Origin of the sequence: Lentzea sp. HUAS TT2, from assembly GCF_051853195.1 — a bacterium.
Taxonomy (GTDB): domain Bacteria; phylum Actinomycetota; class Actinomycetes; order Mycobacteriales; family Pseudonocardiaceae; genus Lentzea.
In genome coordinates this window covers 3965174-3985616 of record NZ_CP196667.1, presented here as the reverse complement: position 1 = coordinate 3985616, position 20443 = coordinate 3965174, and the positions used below count along the sequence as shown (strand labels likewise).

The following is a 20443-nucleotide window of genomic DNA, read 5'->3' as shown; positions in this document are numbered from 1 at the left end:
GCAAATCGGTAGGTCAGCCGGACGGTGTGGGGCTCGGCACAACCGACGACTGGCCCGTCGCCGGCGGTGTCGTGGCACCGACGTTGTACTGCTTGAACCTCTTCCGGGCGTCGTCCAGGCGTCCGTAGGCCTGGCCGAGCTCGGTGAAGTTGCCGCTCTGCTGCGCCTTGGTGATGTCGTCCAGCGCAGTGCCGATGTCGTTGATCGCCTTCTGCAGCTCGGGGCTCAGCGCGCTGTTGGTCGGCGGTGTCGTCGACGGCGGCGTGGAGGTCTGGCCGTTGCCGTTGTTGTTGTCGCTGGCCGGCGGCACGACCGAGCCCGCACCGCTGAGCACCTGCTCCAGCGCCTCGTTCAGCGTGGACGCGTAGCCGACCCGGTCGCCGTACCAGACCAGCACCTTGGACAGCTGCGGGTACGACGTGTTGTTCGACGCGCGTTCGATGTAGACGGGTTCGACGTAGAGCAGCGCTCCGCCCACGGGAAGTGTGAGCAGGTTGCCGTAGACGACCGTCGTCTTCTGCTGGGTCAGCAGGTTGAGCTCGCGGCTGACGTTGTCCGAGGTGAGGAACTGCGTCTGGATCTGCTGCGGGCCCTTGGCGTCCTGGCTGAGCTGCAGCACGCTGATCTTGCCGTAGTTGTCGGGATCGGACCCGACCGAGACGTGGGCCGCCATGAACTCGCGGTTCTCACGCACGAGCGGGCTGGTCAGCTGGAAGCGGACCTTGCTCGCGTCGCTCGGGTCACCGGCGAGGACGTAGAACGGAGGCTGGGCGTCCCTGCGCTTGCTCGCCGCGTCGCGCTGGGCGTCGGCCGTCGTCACGTTGTCGATCGTCGGGTCCTGCGGCGGTGCCCAGTAGGCGACACCGGAGTAGAAGTCCGACGGCGACGAGACGTGGTACTTCGACAGGATCTGCCGCTGCACCTTGAACAGGTCCTCGGGGTAGCGGAAGTGCTGGCGCAGCTCAGGGGAGATCTCGCTGCCCGCCTTCACCGTGTTCGGGAAGACGCCCATCCACGCCTTGAGGACCGGGTCCTTGTCGTCGATCTGGTACAGGTTCACCGAGCCGTCGTAAGCGTCCACAGTGGCCTTGACCGAGTTGCGGATGTAGTTGACGGGCTTGTTGACCTGCGAGATGACGACGCCGTCCGCGGTGAGCGAGTCGTTCGTCGCGTCACCGAGCTGGGTGCGCTGCGCGTACGGGTAGTTCTCCAGCGTGGTGTATCCGTCGACGATCCACGTGATGCGGCCGTTGACGACGGCCGGGTACGGGTCGCTGTCCACCGTGAGCCACGGGGCGACGGCCTGCACGCGGTCGCGCGGCGTGCGCTTGAACAGGATCTTCGAGTCGTCGGCGATCGACTGGTTGAAGAGGATGTTGCGCTCGCCGTAGTAGGCCGCGAAGGCGAGCTTGTCGAACAGGCCGCCGATCGGGACGCCACCGGTGCCGGTGTAGGTGTAGGACTTGGCGTCCGTGTCGTACTCCGCCGCCGAGCCGGCCGGGCGGCCGCCGACGATCGAGTAGTCGTTCTGGCCGAACAGCTCGCCGTAGTAGGTGCGCGGCTGGTCGACCTTGATGCCCTTGGGGTCGTTGCCGACCTCGCCGTTGGACTTGACCTCACCGGTCTTGAAGTCCGGGTAGCCGCCGTTGGACTCGTCGGCGACCGCGTTGACCTTGTTCGCCTCGGCGTAGACGAAGCCGTTGCCGTGCGTGTAGATGAGGTGCTGGTTGATCCAGTCGCGCTGACCCTGCGGCAGGCTGTCGAGCTTGAGCTCGCGCACGCCGACGATGTAGTCGCGCAGCTTGCCGTCCACTGTGTACCGGTCGACGTCGAGCTTGTTCGGGAAGCCGTAGAACGGCCGCAGCTGCTGGAACTGCGTGAAGGTGCGCGAGAGCACCGCCGGGTCGAGCAGGCGGATGTTGCCGAGCGTCGCCGCGTCGTTGGTCTTGACCTGGTCGTTGCTGACGTTCTGCTTGCCCTCGTAGGGCTTCGTCTCGACCTTGTCTTCTGTCAGCCCGAACGACTGCCGTGTCGCCGCGATGTTGCGGGTGATCGACTCGGCCTCCTTCTGGATGGCGTTCGGCTTGACCGAGAACTGCTCCAGCACCGCGGGCCACGCCGCGCCGACGAGCACGCTCGACAGCACCAGCAGGACGGTCGCGATGGCGGGCAGCTGCACGTTGCGCATGAACGCGCCCGCGAAGAACGCGACGGCGCAGAACACCGCGATGCACAGCAGGATCAGCTTGGCCGGCAGCACCGCGTTGAGGTCGGTGTAGCTGGCGCCGACGAACTTCTCGTTCTCGTGCAGCAGCAGCGTGTACCGGTCGAAGAAGTACGCGACGGCCTTCAGCAGCACGAACGTGCCGGCGACGAGCGCCAGGTGCAGCCGCGCGGGACCCGAGAGCTGGCCGCCGCGACCGGCCAGCCGGATGCCGCCGAACAGGTAGTGCGCGATCACCGCGCCGATGAACGACACCGCGACCGTGATGAACAGCCACGACAGCAGCCACTCGTAGAACGGCAGCTGGAACGCGTAGAAGCCGATGTCGTGCCCGAACTGGGGGTCGGTCACGCCGAACGGCTGGGAGTTCAGGAACAGCTGGATCTGCTGCCAGTTGTCCTGCGCCGACGCGCCCGCGATCAACCCGATGAAGACCGGGATGCCGATCGAGAACAGGCGCATCCGCCGCATCACGACCGTGCGGTAGCGCGCCACCGGGTCGTCCGGCCCGGACACCGGCACGAACACCGGCCGCGCCCGGTAGGCGAGGTAGAGGTTGAGTCCGACGATGCCGCCGACCACGGCCCCGACGGCCACGAAGAGCGCCAGCCGGGTGAGCAGCACGGTGCTGTAGACGTCGCGGAATTTCACCTCGCCGAACCACAGCCAGTTCACGTAGGTGTCGAGCAGCCGCGATCCCGTGATGAGACCGAACAGGAGCACTACACCCACGATGAGCAGTATTCGGCTGCGCCGGGACAGTTTCGGCAGTCCGACCGGAGGCCGTGTGGCCACGAGGCACGCTCCTGGATCGCGGTAAATCGATACGTACGTTTAGTCCAACTCTACGGACGACGCCCTGGGTTCCCGTGAAGTCCGCAGTCTTACGATGACACGCGTGTCAGCGAGTGAAACGCCAGCGGTCATCCTCCCGACGGTCGCCCGCGAGGTTGAGGAGTTCGTAGCGGCAGGCGGCTGGGAGCAGCCACCGCAACTCTTCGCCCTCGTGGCCACCTCAGACCTGATCGACCAGCAGCCGGAGCTGCGCAGCCAGCTCGACCCAGAGTCGAGCCCGCTGACCCCGATCGCCCAGGACGCCCTGGAAGGCGATCTGGCCGACGCGCTCGCGGGCATCGAATGGCCGCCGGCGGTCACCGGCTGCGCCCTGGCGCAGGAGATCGTCGTCCTGCCCCCGGAGGCGGAGACGGAGCTGAGCCACGGCGACCTCGACGACGAGGCGGCCCGCCAGTTCGCTGCCGCCCACCCTGCGCGGCGCGAGGCCCGCCTGGTGGCCGTGGTGCTGCGCGACGGCTCGGTCTCCTGCCTGCTGCGCCTGCGCGGCACGGTCGAGGTGCCGGAGGAGGTCGTCGAGCACCCCGAGCTGGCGCCCAACCTCACCGACGCGCTGCTCGCCACGCTGCGGCCCTAGTCGTCACGTCCCCAGGCTGGCACAACCCCGGCACTCGAACGCGCCGGGGTTGTGATCTCGTTGCCCGATGTTCGCGACGAGCGGACACGTCGCCTTGCTCAGCAGCCCGGCGTGTCCTTGCCGGAGTTGAGCGCGTCCAGTGACGACACGGCGTCCGTCAGGTTCTCGACCTTGATCAGCCGGAGGCCCTCCGGCGCCTGCTGCTTCGCGTCCGTGCAGTTGTCGGCGGGCACGAGGAACGCCGTCGCGCCCGCTTCCTTCGCGGCGACCATCTTGAACGCGATGCCGCCGATGGGCTTCACCGTGCCGTCGCCGGTGATCTCGCCGGTGCCCGCGATGACCTTGCCGCCGTTGAGCTCGCCCGGCGTCAGCTTGTCGACGATCGCGAGCGCGAAGATCAGGCCGGCCGACGGGCCGCCGACGTCGGACAGGCTGATCTTGATCTTGAACGGCACGTCGGCGCGGTCCACCGGGGAGATGCCGATGAAGCCCGCCGGTCGGCCGTCGTCGCGGGTGCCCAGGGTGAGCTGGGTCGACTGCGAGGTGCCGTCCTTCTCGAACGCCACCTCGATGCGGTCACCCGGCTTGGTGTTCTCGAGCGCGCCGCTCACGTCGGCTGCGCTCTGCACCTGCTTGCCGTTCACCGAGATGATGCGGGCGCCGAGCGGGATGACGTTGTCCGCGGGGCTGCCCTTGGTGACCTGGTTCGCGATCACCATGCCCGGATACTTGAGGTAGTGCAGCGCGGCGACCTCCGCGGCGGTCTGCGACTCGCTGAACGCGCGCTCGTTGTTCTCCTGGACCTGCTGCTCGGACTCGCCGGGCTTGAAGAACTCCTCGCGCGGCGCCAGCGCGTAGCGGCCGGACAGCCACAGGCCGAGCGCGCCGAACAGCGACACGTCGTCGGTGAGCGAGACCGTCGTCATGCGCAGGCTTCCCTTGGTGGGGAACGTGTCCTGCCCGTCCACCGAGACCACGTCGGTGTCCTTGACCTTGCCGAGCACGTCGTAGGTCGGGCCGGGGCCCAGCGCGACGTACGGGACCTGGACGAAACCGCCCGTTGTCCCGAGTATCGCCACCACCAGGAAGCTGACGATCAGCGTCCACGTCCTGCGGGTCAGTCCGCGCTCCCTCGGCGGGGGCGCGGGTGCGGGTGCGGTCGCGACGGTTTCACTCACGGCTGAACAGCGTACGACCATGTCTATCCGCGTACGGTAGAGGCATGAGTGACGTGCCGTTCGGGTTCAGCCCGCACGACCCCGAGGACAAGAGCGGGAAGCCGGGAGACAACCCGTTCGACTTCAGCCAACTGGGCAACATGCTGAGCCAGCTCGGCTCCATGTTGAGCAACGCGGGGTCGTCGAGCGGGCCGGTGAACTACGACCTCGCGAAGCAGATCGCGTTCCAGCAGCTGTCCTCGACGACGACCACGATCGGGTTCGCGTCCGACCAGTCCAGCGCGGTGACCGACGCCGTGCACCTGGCCGAGATGTGGCTCGACCCCGTCACGTCGCTGCCCGCCGGCACCCGCACGACGCAGGCGTGGACCGCGCGCGACTGGATCGAGCGCACCATCCCGACCTGGCAGCGCCTGTGCGACCCGGTCGCGCAGCGGATGTCCGGCGCGTGGGTCGAGGCGATGCCAGCCGAGGCGAAGCAGGCGGCCGGTCCGTTGCTCGCGATGCTCGGCCAGATGGGCGGCATGGCGTTCGGCTCGCAGCTCGGCAACGCGCTGGCGCAGCTCGGCGCCGAGGTGCTGACCTCGACCGACGTCGGCCTGCCGCTCGGTCCCGAGGGCACCGCGGCCCTGCTGCCCGCGAACATCGAGAAGTTCACCGAGGGCCTGGAGCGCCCGGCGTCCGAGGTCATGGTGTTCCTCGCCGCCCGCGAAGCCGCCCACCAGCGCCTGTTCACGCACGTGCCGTGGCTGCGGCAGCGCCTGCTCGACACCGTCGAGGAGTTCGCCAAGGGCATCAAGGTCGACACCTCGGCCCTGGAGCAGCTCGCGGGCCAGATCGACCCGTCGAACCCCGCCTCCATCGAGGAGGCCATGGGCTCCGGCCTGCTCGAACCGCAGACCACCCCGGAGCAGAAGGCGGCGCTGAACCGCCTGGAGACGCTCCTCGCCCTCGTCGAGGGCTGGGTGGACGTCGTGGTCGACGCCGCCGTCGCCGACCGCCTGCCCGGCGCCCCCGCGCTGCGCGAGACGCTGCGCCGCCGCCGTGCCTCCGGTGGCCCGGCCGAGCAGACGTTCGCCACGCTCGTGGGTCTGGAGCTGCGTCCGCGCAAGCTGCGGGCCGCCTCGGCCCTGTGGAAGCTCATCGGCGACCAGCACGGCGTCGAGGTGCGCGACAGCGTGTGGGAGCACGCCGAGCTCGTCCCGACCGCGGAGGACCTGGACGACCCGCTGGAGTTCGCCGAGCGCCTCACGAACACCCGCAAGGCGCTGGAGGACCCGATCGCCGAGCTGGAGCGCACCATGCGCGAGGACGGCGAGAAGGGCGACAAGCCAGAAGAGGCCTGATCGGTCTTCTGAAACGACGCGCCCGGCGAGGATCTCCTCGCCGGGCGCGTTGCGTTCGGGGCCAGGCGCACACACTCGCCGGGCGTTTCTCGTCGATCTTCAGTCTTCCGAGATCCCCAGGCCTGCGGCGGCCGAGAGTCCTTCCAGGTAGCCCATGGCCCGCTCGGTCTTCTGGTAGCGGTGGACCCACTCCCAGAAGTCCTTCCCGTGCCCTGGCACCAGCAGGTGCGCGAGCTCGTGCACCAGCACGTAGTCGAGCACCCACGGCGGCACGTCGCGCAGCCGTTCGGACACGCGGATCGTGCCCTCCGTCGGCGTGCACGACGCCCAGCGCGTGCGCATGGGCGGCACCCAGCGCACGCTCACCGGATCGGCCAGCGAGTCCAGGTAGCGCGCCGACAGCTCGGCGCACCGCGCCATCAGCGCCTCGTCCGATGTCCGCGCAGGGGATTTCCTGCGCGTCTCACTGCGCTGGAGGCGGCTCAACATCTCCGCCACCCAGTGCTTCTCTTCCCCCTTGGTCATCCGTGCCGGCAGAAGGACGACGACGGTGTCGCCCTCCCGGTACGCGCTGACCATGCGGCGGCGCCGGGGGCTCCGCCGCACTTCCACCCGCGGTTCGGCCATGCAGTCACCGTAAACGTCGCCACCGACAATTTTCGGCCCCCAACCGGCGGCAGGCGCGCACCCGGCGGGTGAAGTTCCACCGAACGGCGGCTGGACACGCGCGGGATCGACATGCGCGGTTTCGCACGCTTGCGGAGGTACCGTCGCGCCAAGGTCCCCGAGTGTGTCCGCACTCACAACTGCAAGGGAGGGGCTGTGGCCGACACCTACAACGGCTACTGCGTCAAGTGTCGCGAGAAGCGCGACTTCGACGGAAACGTCGAGGAGACCAATGGGCGGCGCATGGCGAAGGGCACCTGCCCTGTGTGCGGTACGAAGATGACGCGGATCCTCGGCAAGGCCAAGGTCTGACGTTTGCGCTGGCAGGGGGCCACGCCCCCTGCCAGTCTTGCCGGTGTGGACACAAGACCTCGCGTGCGTGCAGGACTGGCCGTGGTGCGCAGAGCCCCCGGCGTCGTCCAGGTCGGCACCGATCCGAAGCACGCCGTAGTGATCGACTCGCTGCCCGAGGCGGTGGTCGACGAGCTGATCACCCTCGACGGCCGCCACACTGTCGCCGAACTGGGTGAAAGGCTGAAATCCCGAGGCGAGGACCCCACCCAGTTGAGTGAAGTTCTGGTGTCACTCGAAGAGGCGGGGCTGCTCGACGCCGACTCCCGCGCGAAGGGCGGGACGGCCGCCGTCCACGGGTCCGGACACCTTGCTCTTTCCATTACTTCGCTTCTGGCGGAATCCAGCGTGCAGCTGGCCCACAACGCGGATCTGACCGTGCTGGCGGCGACGCAGGTCCCCGATCCGAACCTCGTGAGCACCCTGATGGCGTTCCGCACGCCGCATCTGGCCGTGCGCGTGCGTGAGGGCGTGGGCATCGTCGGGCCGCTGGTCCTGCCAGGCCGTTCCTCCTGCCTGAACTGCGCGGACCTGCACCGCACCGACCAGGATCCGGCGTGGCCCGTCATCGCGGCCCAGCTCGCGAACCGGCCGGCCTCCACCGACGTGCTGAACGCGTCGGGAACGGCGGCGCTGGCGGTCGCGCAGATCCTGGAGTCGTTGATCTACGTCCGCGGCCGCGACCTGGCCCCGCCGCCCGTGCTGAACGCCACTCTCGAACTGGACCTCGCGGCCGGTGTCGCTGAGAGGCGTAGCTGGTATCCGCACCCTGACTGTCAGTGCGCCGCACATAACATGGCCGAGTGACCGAGATTCCGCGCAAGGCCGTGCAGCGCACCGCCAAGCTGGCGAGCCTCCCGCTCGGGGTGGCCGGCCGGGTTGTCGGTGGCTGGGGGAAGCGACTGACCGGACGCGCGGCCGACGAGGTCAACGCCGAGGTGACGGCCAAGACGGCGGAACAGGTCTTCGCCGTGCTCGGCCAGCTCAAGGGCGGCGCGATGAAGTTCGGGCAGGCGCTGAGCGTGTTCGAGGCGGCGGTCCCGGACGAGCTGGCGGCCCCGTACCGCGAGGCGCTGACGAAGCTGCAGACCGCGGCCCCGCCGATGCCCGCCCGCACCACCCACCGCGTGCTCGCCGAACAGCTCGGCTCGTCCTGGGCGAAGCGCTTCCAGGAGTTCGACGACTCACCGGCCGCGTCGGCGTCCATCGGCCAGGTGCACCGCGCGGTGTGGCACGACGGCCGCGACGTGGCGGTGAAGGTCCAGTACCCCGGCGCCGACGAGGCACTGCGCGCCGACCTGAAGCAGCTGCTGCGGTTCTCCCGCCTGCTGCAGGCGATCATGCCCGGCACCGACGTGCGCCCGCTGCTGGAGGAGCTGCGCGACAGGTACCTGGAGGAGCTCGACTACCGCGACGAGGCAGCGAACCAGCGCACGTTCGCCAAGGCCTTCGAGAACGACCCGCACGTGCTCGTCCCCCGCGTCATCGCCTCGTCGCCCAAGGTCATGGTGACCGAGTGGACCTCGGGCGTGGGCCTGTCCCACATCATCCGCGAGGGCTCTACCGAGGACAGGGACCTGGCAGGCCAACTGCTCGCCGAGTTCCACTTCTCGGCCCCGTCGCGCTCAGGCCTGCTGCACGCAGACCCGCACCCCGGCAACTTCATGCTGGGCGACGACGGCCGCCTGCGCGTGCTCGACTTCGGCGCCGTGGCCCGCCTGCCAGACGGCCTGCCCAAGACGCTGGGCCTGATGACCCGCCTGGCCCTCGACGGCCGCTCCGCCGACCTCGTCGAGCTGCTGCGCACCGAGAACTTCATCCGCGAGGGCATGGAACTGCACGGCGAGGACGTGCTCGGCTACCTGGCACCGTTCGTGGAACCGCTGCGCACCGAGTCGTTCCACTTCACCCGCCGCTGGCTCCAGTCGCAGGCGGAACGAGTGGGCGACCTCCGCAGCCCGGATTCACAAACGGGCCGCTCCCTGAACCTGCCGCCGCAATACCTGCTGATCCACCGCGTGACAATGGGCGCCACAGGCATTCTCTGCCAACTGGACGCCCACGTGACGGCACGCGAAATCGTCGCGCGCTGGCAGCCAGGATTCGACGACTAACTCGTCCGGGTGAACCCTGCCTGAGTTATCCACAGGTTGGCGTTCACCCCCATTTCCCTGCCCGCACGTGGTCCACGATGAACCCATGGCACCCATCGCAACCACCGCGGACCTGCGCAAATCCGGATTCTCCTCCCGGGAGATCCTGCACCACTGCACCCCCGCCGGCTCCTGGCAGCGCCTGCTGCCAGGAGTAGTTCTGACCTCGCCATCCCCGCCAACGCGCCTCGATCGTCTGCGCGCAGTCCTTTCCTTCGCGGGCCCTTCTTCTATGATCACAGGGGCCGATGCACTGGTGCGCCAAGGCGCCACGCTTCCCCTTCCCCGGCACATTCACGTGCTGGCGGGAAGCAATGCGCGAAGAGCGCATCCGTGGATTCTTCTGGAACGCACGACCCGTCCACCTGTGGTCGTCGAACGCCACGGGCTGAGGCTGGCCGCCCCTGCTCGGGCCGCCCTGGACCTGGCTCGGCGGGAGACCAATCCGCGCGCTGTCGTGGAGATCCTCGATGCCGTGGTGGCAGCACGGTTGTGTTCGCCTGGCGAGCTCCGGGAGGAGTTAGGGGTGAGCAGCCGGCGAGGGACGGCGCTGGTCAGGCAGGCCCTGTTGCACCTGTGCCCGGCCTGACGGCCAGCGCTCGACCGGCTTGTCGGCGGCTCTGTTGCCAGGGCATGCGATCTCACCGGTGGCCTGATCGGTGCACCGCCTCACCCATGAGCTGGTCGGCACGCCGACTGCGCCCGTGGACTGGGCTGTGCCGCCTGCACCCGTGAACTGGTCGGAATGCCGTCTGCTTCCGCGCCCGTCACCGCAGGTCAGCGACCATGCCCGGTGCCTCTCGAGTCCCCAACTCGGACAGCGGAGCTGACTCCCAACTCATGCCGTTCGACCCACTCAACGGCCCCACACTCACAGCCGCCGACCCACCGATAACCGCTGGCGCGGCTGCGGCCCTACCTCACCTGCGGCTCAACTTCACCTATCGCTCACCGCACCAGCCACCAGCCCACCCGCAGCCACGCCGGTCCACGGCTGCGGCCCCCCTGCCCGCAGCCCACCTTCACCCGCGGCCCGACCTCACCCACAGCCCAACTTGATCTGCGGCCCTACCTCACCCGCCGCCAAACCCAACCACCGCCCACTCCACCCTCCGCGCAACCCGCGTCCCAGGTGAGCCAGGCGAACTCAGCGCCAGTACTCGTCCGGCAACTTCCCCTCGATGTCCCGAACATGGACCTTCGAGCAAACCTGACACAACCACCGGACCACCCCACCGGTCCGCTCCGACGACCAGGCCAAAAACTCCAGGTCAGAAACGGAGGAACGCAGCCGACCACATCTGTGGCACGCGGTCACCGCCGCCGCCCCACATGCACGGTGTCGGTCTCCAACAGGAACACGTCCTCACGCAAGCCGACGTACTCCGAGTCGGAAGGGTTGAGCAGGCGGCGCAAAGCGTCACGATCAGACGGGTGCAGATAAGCCCCAGTGATCTCGTTCAACCAGGTCAGGCGATCAACCGCCCAGTCGCGGACGAGCTGCTTGGCCGGAGCCGGGTGATCGACCACAAAGCTGAAGGCGCTGATCTCGCCAAGCCCGGCATCGGCCAGGGCCACGTTCCACCCGACAGGCAGGCGAACCGAGCCCGTCATGTTCTCCCGCATCGACACGAACCAGTCGGCGCGGGCAGCGGCCATCCGGTCCTGGAGGCCGGGAACGCCGACACCGAGGTCCCACGGGAGGAAGCGGGTTTCGAGGCCGCCCTCGGCCAACGCCAGCCATCCGCCGGGAGCCAAGGCTTCTACCAGGCGTTTCACTCCGCGCAACTGATCAGGAAGGTGGTGGATCACCCGCGAGCCCCAGATGAGCTCGACCGGGCCGGCGAACGTCAGCGGGTCTTCCGCGGCGAGGTCGGCGAGCACGGGTTTCACCGTGACGATGCCTTCACCCTCGATGCGGGCCGCCGCGCAGGCCGCGTCGAGCAGTTCGGGCGTGGCGTCGACCAGCACGAGGACGCCTCCGCCGTGCTCGCGCAGGGCCGAGACGAGCGGCACGCTCATGGAGCCGGCGCCGCAGCCGACGTCCATCACCACCGGCGAGTCCGGGAGTGGCTCGACCAGTCTGCGCGCGACCGCGGTCAGCGCCTCCGCCTGCAGCGAGCCGTAGCGCCTCATCGCGTGGAGGCGGGCGGACCAGTCGATTCCGTCGTGAGTGTGGTGCGGCACAAAGGGAACGGTACGGAGGAACGGCCGAGGCCGCCATCCACCTTCTCGTGGATGACGGCCTCAGCTCGAGACTGTCAGAGGTCGAAGCGAGCCGCTCTGCGTCCCGCCCATCGCGACAACCTGCGCCAACGTTGCGCTGACGCGAGGCGGTTCGCCAGGCGTTGCTCTTCTGCGAACCTCTGGGCTTCTTGTATTCGTATTCGGACGAGTTCTTCATTCAGAGACATGGGTGTCAGGCCCTCGTTCAGGTAGGCGGGCAGTGCGTTGCTGGTGTGCTGCACGGTGTTCACGCTGCCGCCTCCGTCTTGCTGGCAGTGACAACGCCGGCGTCCTTGCGCGGACGGCCACGGGGCCGCTTGCGCGCGATGACGACTCCGCGCTCGAAGATCTCTCCACCCCAGACGCCCCACGGCTCGTGACGAGCGACCGCGCCGGCGAGGCACTCCGCGAGGACCGGGCAGGTCCCGCAGAAGGACTTCGCCTTCTCGAGGTCAGCAGGCGCGTCGGCGAACCAGAGGTCGGGGTTGTGGGTGCGGCAGGGGATGTCGAGCCCCTCCGCGAGGTCCGGAAGTGTCTCGCCGGTGAGCGGGACAGTCGCGGTCAACATCAGGGTTTTCTCCTTGTGTGGGGTACTGCAAAAACACGAAAGCCGCGGACTCTTGGCGAGTCCGCGGCTTTCGTGAGCCTGGTGGTCCTTCGACCCCTTCTAGGGGGTCGGCAGGAGCCTTCTCACTTGATGCGCGGACAGCGCATTCGTGTAGTTGTCGACGTCATCGATGACCGGCAGCGCGATCGGCTGCTCGTTGCGGACTTCGGCGCCGGCCAGGACGGTGCTGCGCAGAGCGGTGCCCCGCTCACGGCCCAGCAGTGCCACTGGCTTGAGGGCAGAGGTGTGCCACATGGCCTGAGCGGATGCGGACGTGCAGATGCCCTCGGTCGACCGGAGACCCAACGCGCGAGAGATGCTGAAGATCTTCACAATGGGTCACCTCCTCCAACCGAGAGAGCTCTGCTGCTGAGAGCTAGTAGTAGTTCTTCTTCCCCAGACGGGTCCTCCGGACCCGGCATGAGCAGGTTATGACCCCGTACCTGGGGCTCGCAACCTATTTAACGAAACTTGTCCCGATCAGGTGGCGGAGTACCCGACACCGGCTCGGACCAGGCCCAACACGTCATCGCCGAACTTATCAAGCTTCGACGCGCCGATGCCCGAGATCGCGACGAGCCCGGCCGAATCCGTGGGTCGCTGCTCCGCGATCGCCACCAGGGTCGCGTCGGTGAAGACGACGTACGCGGGCACCTTCAGCTCCCGCGCCCGTCCCGCGCGCCACCGGCGCAGCGACTCGAGCAGCTCCTCGTCCACATCGGACGGGCAGGACCTGCATCGGCCGAGCTTGACGGCCTGCGCCTCGACCAGCGTCGACGCGCACACCCGGCAGGTCGGCTTCTCCTTCTTCATGAGAGGAGGCCGCTGGGCGCCGGCGGATACGCGTGCGGCGGGGTGGTTCTCGGGAACGAGGTTGTAGAGGAACCGCGACCTGCGGCGGTACTTGCGCCCACCGGCCGCGCGCGCCAGCGCCCAGGACAGCCAGATGTGCTCACGCGCGCGCGTCACACCCACGTACAGAAGGCGGCGTTCTTCTTCGATCTTCGCCTCGTCGCCGTCGGCGTACTGGATCGGCATCGTGCCCTCGACGAGTCCGACGAGGAACACGGCGTCCCATTCGAGGCCCTTCGACGCGTGCAGCGACGCCAGCGTCACGCCTTCGACCGTCGGCGGGTGCTGTGCCTCGGCGCGCATGTCCAGCTCGACGCAGAAGCGCGGCAGGTCGGCGTCGGGCGTGGCGGCGGCGAACTCCTCGGCGAGCTCGACCAGCGCGAGCAACGACTCCCAGCGTTCCCGCGCGGAGCCGCCGGTCGGCGGCTCGTCGGTGAGCCCGACGCGGTGCAACGCGGCGCGGACGACCTCGGGCAGGCTCCCGGACACGTCACCGGCCGAGCGCAACGTGATCATCGCCTGGCGCACCTCGGCGCGCTCGAAGAAGCGCTCGCCCCCGCGCACCAGGTAGGGGATGCCGAGCCCGGCGAGCGCCTGCTCGTACACCTCGGACTGCGCGTTGACGCGGTAGAGAATCGCGATCTCGGACGCCGCGACGCCCTCGTCGAGCAGCGTCTTGATGCGGCCGGCGACGGCGTCGGCCTCGCTCGGCTCGTCGTCGAACTCGTGGAACCGCGGCTTCGGCCCGTCCGGCCGCTGCCCGATCAGCTGCAGCCGTGAGCCGGACGGACGCCCGCGCGCCCACTTGATCACGTCGTTGGCGAGCTCCACGACCTGCGGCGTCGACCGGTAGTCGCGTTCCAGCCGCACGACGACCGCCTCGGGGAAGCGGCGCCCGAAGTTGAGCAGCGGCTGCGGCGAGGCACCGGCGAACGAGTAGATGGTCTGGTTCGCGTCGCCGACCACCGTCACGTCGTCGCGGTTGCCCAGCCACGAGTCGAGCACGCGCTGCTGCAGCGGCGTCACGTCCTGGTACTCGTCCACGACGAAGCAGCGGTAGCGGTCGCGGAACTCCTGCGCGACCTCCGCGTTGTCCTCCAGCGCGCCCGCCGTGTAGAGCAGCAGGTCGTCGAAGTCGAGCAGCTGCGCCTCGGTCTTGAGCTGCTCGTAGGTCGTGTAGAGCTTCATGATCTGCTCGGCGGGCGCCGGGATGTCCCGTGCGGCGCGCGCGGCGGCGGCCGGGTAGTCCTCCGGCGTCAGCAGCGACGCCTTCGCCCACTCGATCTCGCTGGTCAGGTCGCGCAGCGCGTCCGACTCGGTCGGCATCCCCAGCCGGGACGCGGCGCGGGCGACGACGCGGATCTTCTGGTCGACGAGGTCCCAGCGCGGGCCGCCGATGACGCGCGGCCAGAAGTAGCGCAGCTGGCGCGATGCGGCGGCGTGGAACGTCACGGCCTGCGCGCCGTTCACGTCCAGCGAACGCAAACGTGTGCGCATCTCCCCCGCCGCACGCTTGGTGAACGTGACGGCCAGGACCTGCGACGGAGCGACGTGGCCGCGTTGGCAGAGGTACGCGATGCGATGCGTGATGGTGCGCGTTTTGCCGGTACCGGCGCCCGCGAGCACGCACACGGGGCCACGTGGGGCCTCGACCGCGGCGCGCTGTTCCGGATCCAGACCCTCCAGCAACGCGTCCATCCCGGCAGTCTCGCAGACGGCCGATGCGAGACTGATACCACCGCGCCGTATCCTGTCCACATGGCTGGTAAGCAGGACAAGGCGGCGGCAAAGGAAGCGGCGAAGGTTCGCCGCGCGGCCTCACGCGAGCGGCGCAAGCAGATCTTCGAGGCGTTCAAGATGCAGCGCCGCGAGGACAAGGCGCTCGTTCCGCTGATGCTGGGTGCGGTGCTCGGTGTCACCGCGATCGCCGTCGTCCTCGGCCTGGTCTTCAACGCGGTCTGGATGTTCGTGCCGCTGGGCGTCGCGATCGGCGCGCTGCTGGCCGTGATCATCTTCGGCCGCCGTGTGCAGAGCAACGTCTTCCGCAAGGCGGACGGCCAGCCGGGCGCGGGTGCCTGGGCGCTCGAGAACCTGCGCGGCCGCTGGCGCGTCACGCCCGCCGTCGCGGGCACCACGCAGCTCGACGCCGTGCACCGCGTACTGGGCAGGCCGGGCGTCGTCCTGGTCGCCGAGGGCGCCCCGCAGCGCGTCAAGCCGCTCCTCGCGCAGGAGAAGAAGCGCATCTCCCGCGTCGTCGGCGAGACCCCGATCTACGACTTCATCATCGGCACCGAAGAGGGCCAGATCCCTCTGAAGAAGCTGCAGTCGACCCTGATGAAGCTGCCGCGCAACATCACGGCCGCCCAGGTCGACACGCTGGAGACCCGCCTCGCCGCGCTGGCCAGCCGTGGCGCCGCACTGCCCAAGGGCCCGATGCCCGCGGGCGCCAAGATGCGCAACGTCCAGCGCGCCATGCGCCGCCGCTGACCTGCCTTCCCACCACGTGAAGAGGCCCGCCGCACATCTCGTGCGGCGGGCCTCTTCACGTTCCAGGGGGAGCTAGCGGACCTTGATGACCACGGTGCCGGCCGCCTTGTCGTGCAGGCAGCGGCCGTCCGAGTCCCAGACCAGCGCCGGGATCAGCGGGAAGATCAGCACGGTGCGCAGCAGCGCGCGGGGCAGGTGCACGAACGTCTTGCCGTCGATCCGCGCCACCCGCAGCCCGAACAGCGCGTGACCCGGCGTGAAGCCGAAGAACGCGACCGCGATCACAGTGATCACGAACCAGGCCAGTAGGCTCCAGTTCTTCGGCAGGTCGGGCTGGGTGAACACGGCCGCGACACCTGCGGAAAGAAGGAAGTCGGTCAGGATGGCGAACGTGCGCCGCCCGATCGAGGCGATGGAGCCCGGCCCCTTCTCGGGGAAGCCGTGGCGCTCACCGCGCCAGCGCTGTTGGGTGCCGTCGTTCGAGTCCTCACCCGGTGACAGCACCGAGTTGGGTCCTGACAGCCACGATCCGGTCCACCTGCTCACCCCACCAGAGTAAAGCCGTGCTCAACGGGTGAGCATCGGCAGGTCGTCTTGCCCCCTCCGACCACCCCGTTAACACTGGCGAAACATCGGAGTGACGGACGGGCAACACCGCCGACATACGGTCGCTCGCGATGGCCAGCCGTATTCCATAGTCAAGGAGTCGACGAGGGTGTTCAAGAATTCCGACGAGGTGCTGAAGTTCATCACCGACGAGGGCGTCAAGTTCGTCGACGTTCGGTTCAGCGACCTGCCGGGCGTGATGCAGCACTTCACGCTGCCCGCCAAGGCGTTCGACGCCGACGCGATCGAAGAGGGACTCGCCTTCGACGGCTCCTCCGTGCGCGGCTTCCAGTCCATCCACGAGTCGGACATGCTGCTGCTGCCCGACCTGTACACCGCGCGTCTCGACCCGTTCCGCATCGAGAAGACGCTGATCGTCAACTTCTTCGTGCACGACCCGTTCACGCGTGAGGCGTACAGCCGCGACCCGCGCAACATCGCGCGCAAGGCCGAGCAGTACATCACCGACTCGGGCATCGCCGACACCGCGTACTTCGGTGCCGAGGCCGAGTTCTACATCTTCGACTCGGTCCAGTTCGACACCACCGCGAACGGCTCGTTCCACAAGGTCGACGCGGTCTCCGGCTGGTGGAACACCGGCCGTGAGGAAGAGGGCGGCAACCTCGGCTACAAGGTCAAGTACAAGGGTGGCTACTTCCCCGTCACCCCGAACGACCACTACGCCGACCTGCGCGACCAGATGGTCCTCAACATGGAGGCCCAGGGCTTCACCGTCGAGCGCGCCCACCACGAGGTCGGCACCGGCGGCCAGGCCGAGATCAACTACAAGTTCAACACGCTGCTGCACGCCGCGGACGACCTGATGCTGTTCAAGTACATCATCAAGAACACCGCCTGGCAGGCCGGCAAGACCGTCACCTTCATGCCGAAGCCGCTGTTCGGCGACAACGGCTCGGGCATGCACACGCACCAGTCGCTGTGGAAGGACGGCTCGCCGCTGTTCCACGACGAGAGCGGCTACGCGGGTCTCTCCGACACCGCCCGCCACTACATCGGCGGCATCCTGCACCACGCCCCGTCGCTGCTGGCCTTCACCAACCCGACGGTGAACTCCTACCACCGCCTGGTGCCCGGCTACGAGGCCCCGGTCTCGCTCGTGTACTCGCAGCGCAACCGCTCGGCGTGCGTCCGCATCCCGATCACGGGCAACAACCCGAAGGCCAAGCGCATCGAGTTCCGCTGCCCCGACTCCTCGGGCAACCCGTACCTCGCCTTCTCGGCGATGGTCATGGCGGGCCTCGACGGCGTGAAGAACAAGATCGAGCCGCCGGCCCCGATCGACAAGGACCTCTACGAGCTCCCGCCCGAGGAGGCCCGCGACGTCAAGCAGGTCCCGGCCACCCTCGACGCGGTGCTGGACAACCTGGAGGCCGACCACGAGTTCCTGCTCGAGGGCGGCGTGTTCACGCCGGACGTGATCGACACCTGGATCTCGTTCAAGCGCGAGCAGGAGATCGACCCGCTGCGTCTGCGCCCGAACCCCTACGAGTTCGCGCTGTACTACGACGTGTGATCGGTTGAGCTTCACCCGAGGGCCCGGCAGGAACTCCTGCCGGGCCCTCGGCCTGTTCTGCTCCTGCCATTCGCCGCCGCGACAACGGCAGTTGGCAATTGCGGATGCCTGGAGCCGACCCATGACACATGATCCGTGCATGCGCGAGGTAGCCGGTTGGATCTTCGAGGACAACCTGACCAAAGTCGTCGAGTACCTCGCCGCACTCGTCCACTACAAGTGGGACGACCTGGACAACGACGCGCTGGAAGTCGGCATCCCCACCACGGACGCTGATCTACCTGGCACCTGGTTCGAGTACCCGATAGCCGGCACCCCCGCCGTAACCCTCCGCATCGCACGCAACCACGGCAGCGGAGTCCTGAGCACGACCATCAGCGGAGACGTCGACGCAGTCCTGGCCGCCCGGCTGGAAACCTTGCTGGATCTCCTCTGAAGACCCGGCTAGTTACCAAGCAACGTCACCGTCGACGAGACCCCGTTGACCCCTTCGCTGACCCGCACGTTGGCCACCAGCACCTCGGCCTCACCCCCGGTGGGCAGCTTGATCCGCGCCTCCCCGCCGCTGAGCTCCGCCATGGCCGTCCCCGCACCGGACAGCTGCCACATCCCGCCGTCGTTCACCGTCTCGATCAGGTCCACCCGCTCCAGCTCGACCGTGTCGCCGTCCGCGTAGACGAGCCGGGCGGGCCCTGAGTAGCTGAACATCACTTCTCCTCTGCCAGATCTCCCCGACTCCCTGACACACGCACGGCAGGGCAGAGGGGTTCAGCGAGGAGGAGCGTGATAGAGGTTGCGGCGTGACGGAGTGGACGGTGCACGGCACCCGCAGGATGTACGAGTCGGAGTGGATGAGCGTCGACCTCGACGACGTCGAGATCCCTGAAGGCGAGCGGTTCGAGCACCACGTGTTGCGCATGCCGTTCGACTCCACGGCGGTGGTTGTGGTGCGGGATGGCCACGTGTTGCTCATGTGGCGGCATCGGTTCACGACCGGAGTGTGGGGCTGGGAGATTCCGGCCGGGCGGCTCGAGGCCGGCGAGACGGCCGCGTTCGCTGCGGTGAGGGAGACCGAGGAGGAGACCGGGTATCGGGTGGAGGTCGAGCCGCTCACGACGATCAACCCGTTGAACGGCGTCAGTTCTCACACGACGCACCTCTTCGTCGGCACGGGTGCGGTCAAGACCGGTGAGCACGATCCCGCTGAGGCGGCGAAGGTCGAGTGGGTGCCGCTCAACGAGATTCCCGCGTTGATCCGAAAAGGACTCGTGCCCTGCGGGATCACGTTGGCGGCACTCACCACCTACCTCACGCTGCGAGCCTGGAGCGAACCTCCATCAGGGCCTCGCCGAGCAGGTTGAGGCCCAGCCACGTGGACGGGTCCTGGGCGCGCGGGTCAGTCGCGACCAGGCCGATGCCCCACACGCGGTCCTGCGGGCTGGCCTCTACCAGGACGCGCGAACCCGTGCCCAGCAAGTAGGAACGCAGTGCCGGGTCCTGTCCGAACTTCGCCAGGTTGCCCTGCACGACGATCTCCAGCCTGGCGGAAACCCAGTCTGCGTCGGAGAAGTTCGAGACCTCGCGGCCCAGTGCCTTCGCCTCGCCCGGTGTGCGGGCGGTCAGCACTCGGGATGCCGCGGAGGTGTCGTCGAAGAGCAACGCCTTGCGCCACATCATGTAGTGCTCGGCGGACTGGAACTCCTGGCCGTCGAGCACGAAAGTGCAGGGCCACCACTGCGAGAGACAGCCTTTGCCGATGGAGCCGTCGCGTTCGGGCTGGTGGCCCCAGAAGAACAGGTATTTCACGAGCGCAGGCTAACCCCGGGAGTCGGGCCCGGTCTCGTCAGTAAATCACTTCGGCAGCGGGATTCCGGTGACCGTGATCGCGGCGCCGGTGGGCGCGAACTGGCCGGAGATCGACGAGAACGTCAGCGTGAGCGAGTTCACACCCGATCCGAGCTTCTCGTCGAGGATGACGGTGCCCGAGGTGGTGGTGCCCTGGGTGACGAGGCCGTCCCACTTGCTGCTCGAGGCCGCATAGGTGCGGTTCAGATCGTCCAGGACTGCGATGCCGACCACGGGGAGGGTCATCCTGGCCTGGGAGGCGTTCGTGGCCGTCACGAACAGCTTCACGCGGTTGTTCGCCGCTTCCACGCGGGTGACCTCGAGGGTCAGCATGCCGCGCTGCTGCTTGAACGAGCCCGTCTGGACCTTCACGTCCGCGGAGGGCTCTGTCGTTTCCAGTGCGCCATCAGGGGTTTCGACGCCGTTCGACGTAGTCGTCGTGGCGGTGACGTTGGGCTGGGCGGCGGAGTTGTTGCCACTCAGTGCATATTCGATCACACCGAGTAGTCCGAGCACTCCGGCAGCAACGCCCACGATGGCGATCACGGTCTTGCCTCGGCGCGTGACCCTGCGATGCTGCATGACTTCCTCTGCTAGACCCCCGGGACGTTCCACAGCTCCCCCACTGAGCGCGCCTAGTCTCATCTCGATTGGGTGAAACGTCAATGCGCTAGGGTCCGCGCGTGTCTCAAGATGTCGCCGAATTCACGGCTCCGCAGCTGCTCACCACCCACATCTTCGACTCGGCACCCGATGCGCTGGAAGCGGTTCAGGCCGCTGACGTGCTCGACCTCGGTGTCCGCGTCTACAACCGGCTCGTGCCCGACTCCGACGACGCGGAGGCGTTGGAGGAGGAGTGGGTCGTCGAGATCTACACCAGCGCTCCGGCGGTGGACCCGGACTCCGACGAGGACTGAGCAGTGCAGGTTTGGGGGCACA

Annotated in this window: 22 protein-coding genes; 11 read left to right on the top strand and 11 right to left on the bottom strand. The window is 68.2% G+C overall.

Annotated features, from left to right (window positions below):
* Positions 1-13: 13 nt before the first annotated feature.
* Positions 14-3019 carry a UPF0182 family protein gene (locus tag ACSHWB_RS19980; RefSeq protein WP_439663513.1) on the bottom strand — a complete coding sequence of 1002 codons (3006 nt, stop codon included), beginning with the start codon at positions 3017-3019 and terminating at the stop codon, positions 14-16.
* A gap of 94 nt (positions 3020-3113) precedes the next feature.
* On the opposite strand from ACSHWB_RS19980, the gene ACSHWB_RS19975 reads away from it, so the two are divergent.
* Positions 3114-3653 (top strand): PPA1309 family protein, encoded by a 540-nt coding sequence (locus ACSHWB_RS19975; protein ID WP_439663512.1) that lies wholly within the window; start codon positions 3114-3116, stop codon positions 3651-3653.
* Between the two features lie 98 nt (positions 3654-3751).
* Here ACSHWB_RS19975 and ACSHWB_RS19970 read toward each other — a convergent pair whose 3' ends face one another.
* A complete protein-coding gene (locus ACSHWB_RS19970) occupies positions 3752-4831 on the bottom strand; it encodes a YlbL family protein (protein WP_439663511.1) in 1080 nt (359 codons plus the stop codon).
* Between the two features lie 44 nt (positions 4832-4875).
* Here ACSHWB_RS19970 and ACSHWB_RS19965 point away from each other — a divergent pair, with 44 nt between their 5' ends.
* Positions 4876-6177 (top strand): zinc-dependent metalloprotease, encoded by a 1302-nt coding sequence (locus ACSHWB_RS19965; protein ID WP_439663510.1) that lies wholly within the window; start codon positions 4876-4878, stop codon positions 6175-6177.
* A 99-nt stretch (positions 6178-6276) separates the two neighbouring features.
* Here ACSHWB_RS19965 and ACSHWB_RS19960 read toward each other — a convergent pair whose 3' ends face one another.
* Complete coding sequence (locus ACSHWB_RS19960; RefSeq protein WP_439663509.1) at positions 6277-6804, bottom strand: M48 metallopeptidase family protein; 528 nt, start codon at positions 6802-6804, stop codon at positions 6277-6279.
* A gap of 195 nt (positions 6805-6999) precedes the next feature.
* On the opposite strand from ACSHWB_RS19960, the gene ACSHWB_RS19955 reads away from it, so the two are divergent.
* The 4 genes from ACSHWB_RS19955 (at position 7000) to ACSHWB_RS19940 (ending at position 9936) form a co-directional block, all read left to right on the top strand.
* A complete protein-coding gene (locus ACSHWB_RS19955; RefSeq protein ID WP_169746029.1) occupies positions 7000-7155 on the top strand; it encodes a DUF5679 domain-containing protein in 156 nt (51 codons plus the stop codon).
* Between the two features lie 63 nt (positions 7156-7218).
* Positions 7219-8001 (top strand): TOMM precursor leader peptide-binding protein, encoded by a 783-nt coding sequence (locus tag ACSHWB_RS19950; RefSeq protein WP_439663508.1) that lies wholly within the window; start codon positions 7219-7221, stop codon positions 7999-8001.
* Positions 7998-9308: an ABC1 kinase family protein gene (locus ACSHWB_RS19945; protein ID WP_439663507.1), complete on the top strand. Its 1311-nt coding sequence runs from the start codon at positions 7998-8000 to the stop codon at positions 9306-9308. Before ACSHWB_RS19950 ends, ACSHWB_RS19945 begins: the two co-directional genes overlap by 4 nt.
* 85 nt (positions 9309-9393) lie before the next feature.
* Positions 9394-9936, top strand: coding sequence for a hypothetical protein (locus ACSHWB_RS19940; protein ID WP_439663506.1), 543 nt, complete (start codon positions 9394-9396; stop codon positions 9934-9936).
* A 725-nt stretch (positions 9937-10661) separates the two neighbouring features.
* Here the strand turns inward: ACSHWB_RS19940 and ACSHWB_RS19935 are convergent.
* From ACSHWB_RS19935 to ACSHWB_RS19920, 4 genes are all read right to left on the bottom strand, one after another.
* The gene (locus ACSHWB_RS19935) at positions 10662-11483 is read right to left on the bottom strand and encodes a class I SAM-dependent methyltransferase (RefSeq protein WP_439663505.1); all 822 of its coding nucleotides are present in this window, start codon (positions 11481-11483) and stop codon (positions 10662-10664) included.
* A 337-nt stretch (positions 11484-11820) separates the two neighbouring features.
* Entirely contained in the window at positions 11821-12141 is a 321-nt protein-coding gene (locus tag ACSHWB_RS19930) for a WhiB family transcriptional regulator (protein WP_439663504.1), read from the bottom strand.
* 99 nt (positions 12142-12240) lie between these two features.
* Positions 12241-12513 carry a hypothetical protein gene (locus tag ACSHWB_RS19925; RefSeq protein ID WP_439663503.1) on the bottom strand — a complete coding sequence of 91 codons (273 nt, stop codon included), beginning with the start codon at positions 12511-12513 and terminating at the stop codon, positions 12241-12243.
* A gap of 147 nt (positions 12514-12660) precedes the next feature.
* Entirely contained in the window at positions 12661-14730 is a 2070-nt protein-coding gene (locus ACSHWB_RS19920) for an ATP-dependent DNA helicase UvrD2 (RefSeq protein ID WP_439663502.1), read from the bottom strand.
* A gap of 60 nt (positions 14731-14790) precedes the next feature.
* Here ACSHWB_RS19920 and ACSHWB_RS19915 point away from each other — a divergent pair, with 60 nt between their 5' ends.
* On the top strand, positions 14791-15519 hold the full coding sequence (locus ACSHWB_RS19915) for a DUF4191 domain-containing protein (protein ID WP_439663501.1): 729 nt from the start codon (positions 14791-14793) through the stop codon (positions 15517-15519).
* A gap of 72 nt (positions 15520-15591) precedes the next feature.
* Here the strand turns inward: ACSHWB_RS19915 and ACSHWB_RS19910 are convergent, their stop codons facing one another.
* A complete protein-coding gene (locus ACSHWB_RS19910; protein WP_439663500.1) occupies positions 15592-16065 on the bottom strand; it encodes an RDD family protein in 474 nt (157 codons plus the stop codon).
* Positions 16066-16234: 169 nt separating this feature from the next.
* On the opposite strand from ACSHWB_RS19910, the gene glnA reads away from it, so the two are divergent.
* On the top strand, positions 16235-17659 hold the full coding sequence (glnA, locus tag ACSHWB_RS19905) for a type I glutamate--ammonia ligase (RefSeq protein WP_360039616.1): 1425 nt from the start codon (positions 16235-16237) through the stop codon (positions 17657-17659).
* A 139-nt stretch (positions 17660-17798) separates the two neighbouring features.
* The gene (locus tag ACSHWB_RS19900) at positions 17799-18095 is read left to right on the top strand and encodes a hypothetical protein (RefSeq protein WP_439663499.1); all 297 of its coding nucleotides are present in this window, start codon (positions 17799-17801) and stop codon (positions 18093-18095) included.
* Positions 18096-18103: 8 nt separating this feature from the next.
* Here ACSHWB_RS19900 and ACSHWB_RS19895 read toward each other — a convergent pair whose 3' ends face one another.
* Positions 18104-18367 carry a hypothetical protein gene (locus ACSHWB_RS19895; protein ID WP_439663498.1) on the bottom strand — a complete coding sequence of 88 codons (264 nt, stop codon included), beginning with the start codon at positions 18365-18367 and terminating at the stop codon, positions 18104-18106.
* Positions 18368-18459: 92 nt separating this feature from the next.
* Here ACSHWB_RS19895 and ACSHWB_RS19890 point away from each other — a divergent pair, with 92 nt between their 5' ends.
* Positions 18460-19020 carry an NUDIX hydrolase gene (locus ACSHWB_RS19890; RefSeq protein ID WP_439663497.1) on the top strand — a complete coding sequence of 187 codons (561 nt, stop codon included), beginning with the start codon at positions 18460-18462 and terminating at the stop codon, positions 19018-19020.
* On the opposite strand, the gene ACSHWB_RS19885 is transcribed toward ACSHWB_RS19890, so the two are convergent.
* Together ACSHWB_RS19885 and ACSHWB_RS19880 are read right to left on the bottom strand one after the other, a co-directional pair.
* Positions 18968-19465 carry an NADAR family protein gene (locus tag ACSHWB_RS19885; protein WP_439663496.1) on the bottom strand — a complete coding sequence of 166 codons (498 nt, stop codon included), beginning with the start codon at positions 19463-19465 and terminating at the stop codon, positions 18968-18970. The two genes, ACSHWB_RS19890 and ACSHWB_RS19885, sit on opposite strands and share 53 nt — an antisense overlap.
* Positions 19466-19510: 45 nt before the next feature.
* Positions 19511-20086 (bottom strand): hypothetical protein, encoded by a 576-nt coding sequence (locus ACSHWB_RS19880; RefSeq protein ID WP_439663495.1) that lies wholly within the window; start codon positions 20084-20086, stop codon positions 19511-19513.
* Between the two features lie 101 nt (positions 20087-20187).
* On the opposite strand from ACSHWB_RS19880, the gene ACSHWB_RS19875 reads away from it, so the two are divergent.
* Positions 20188-20421 carry a hypothetical protein gene (locus tag ACSHWB_RS19875; RefSeq protein ID WP_439663494.1) on the top strand — a complete coding sequence of 78 codons (234 nt, stop codon included), beginning with the start codon at positions 20188-20190 and terminating at the stop codon, positions 20419-20421.
* Positions 20422-20443 lie beyond the last annotated feature (22 nt).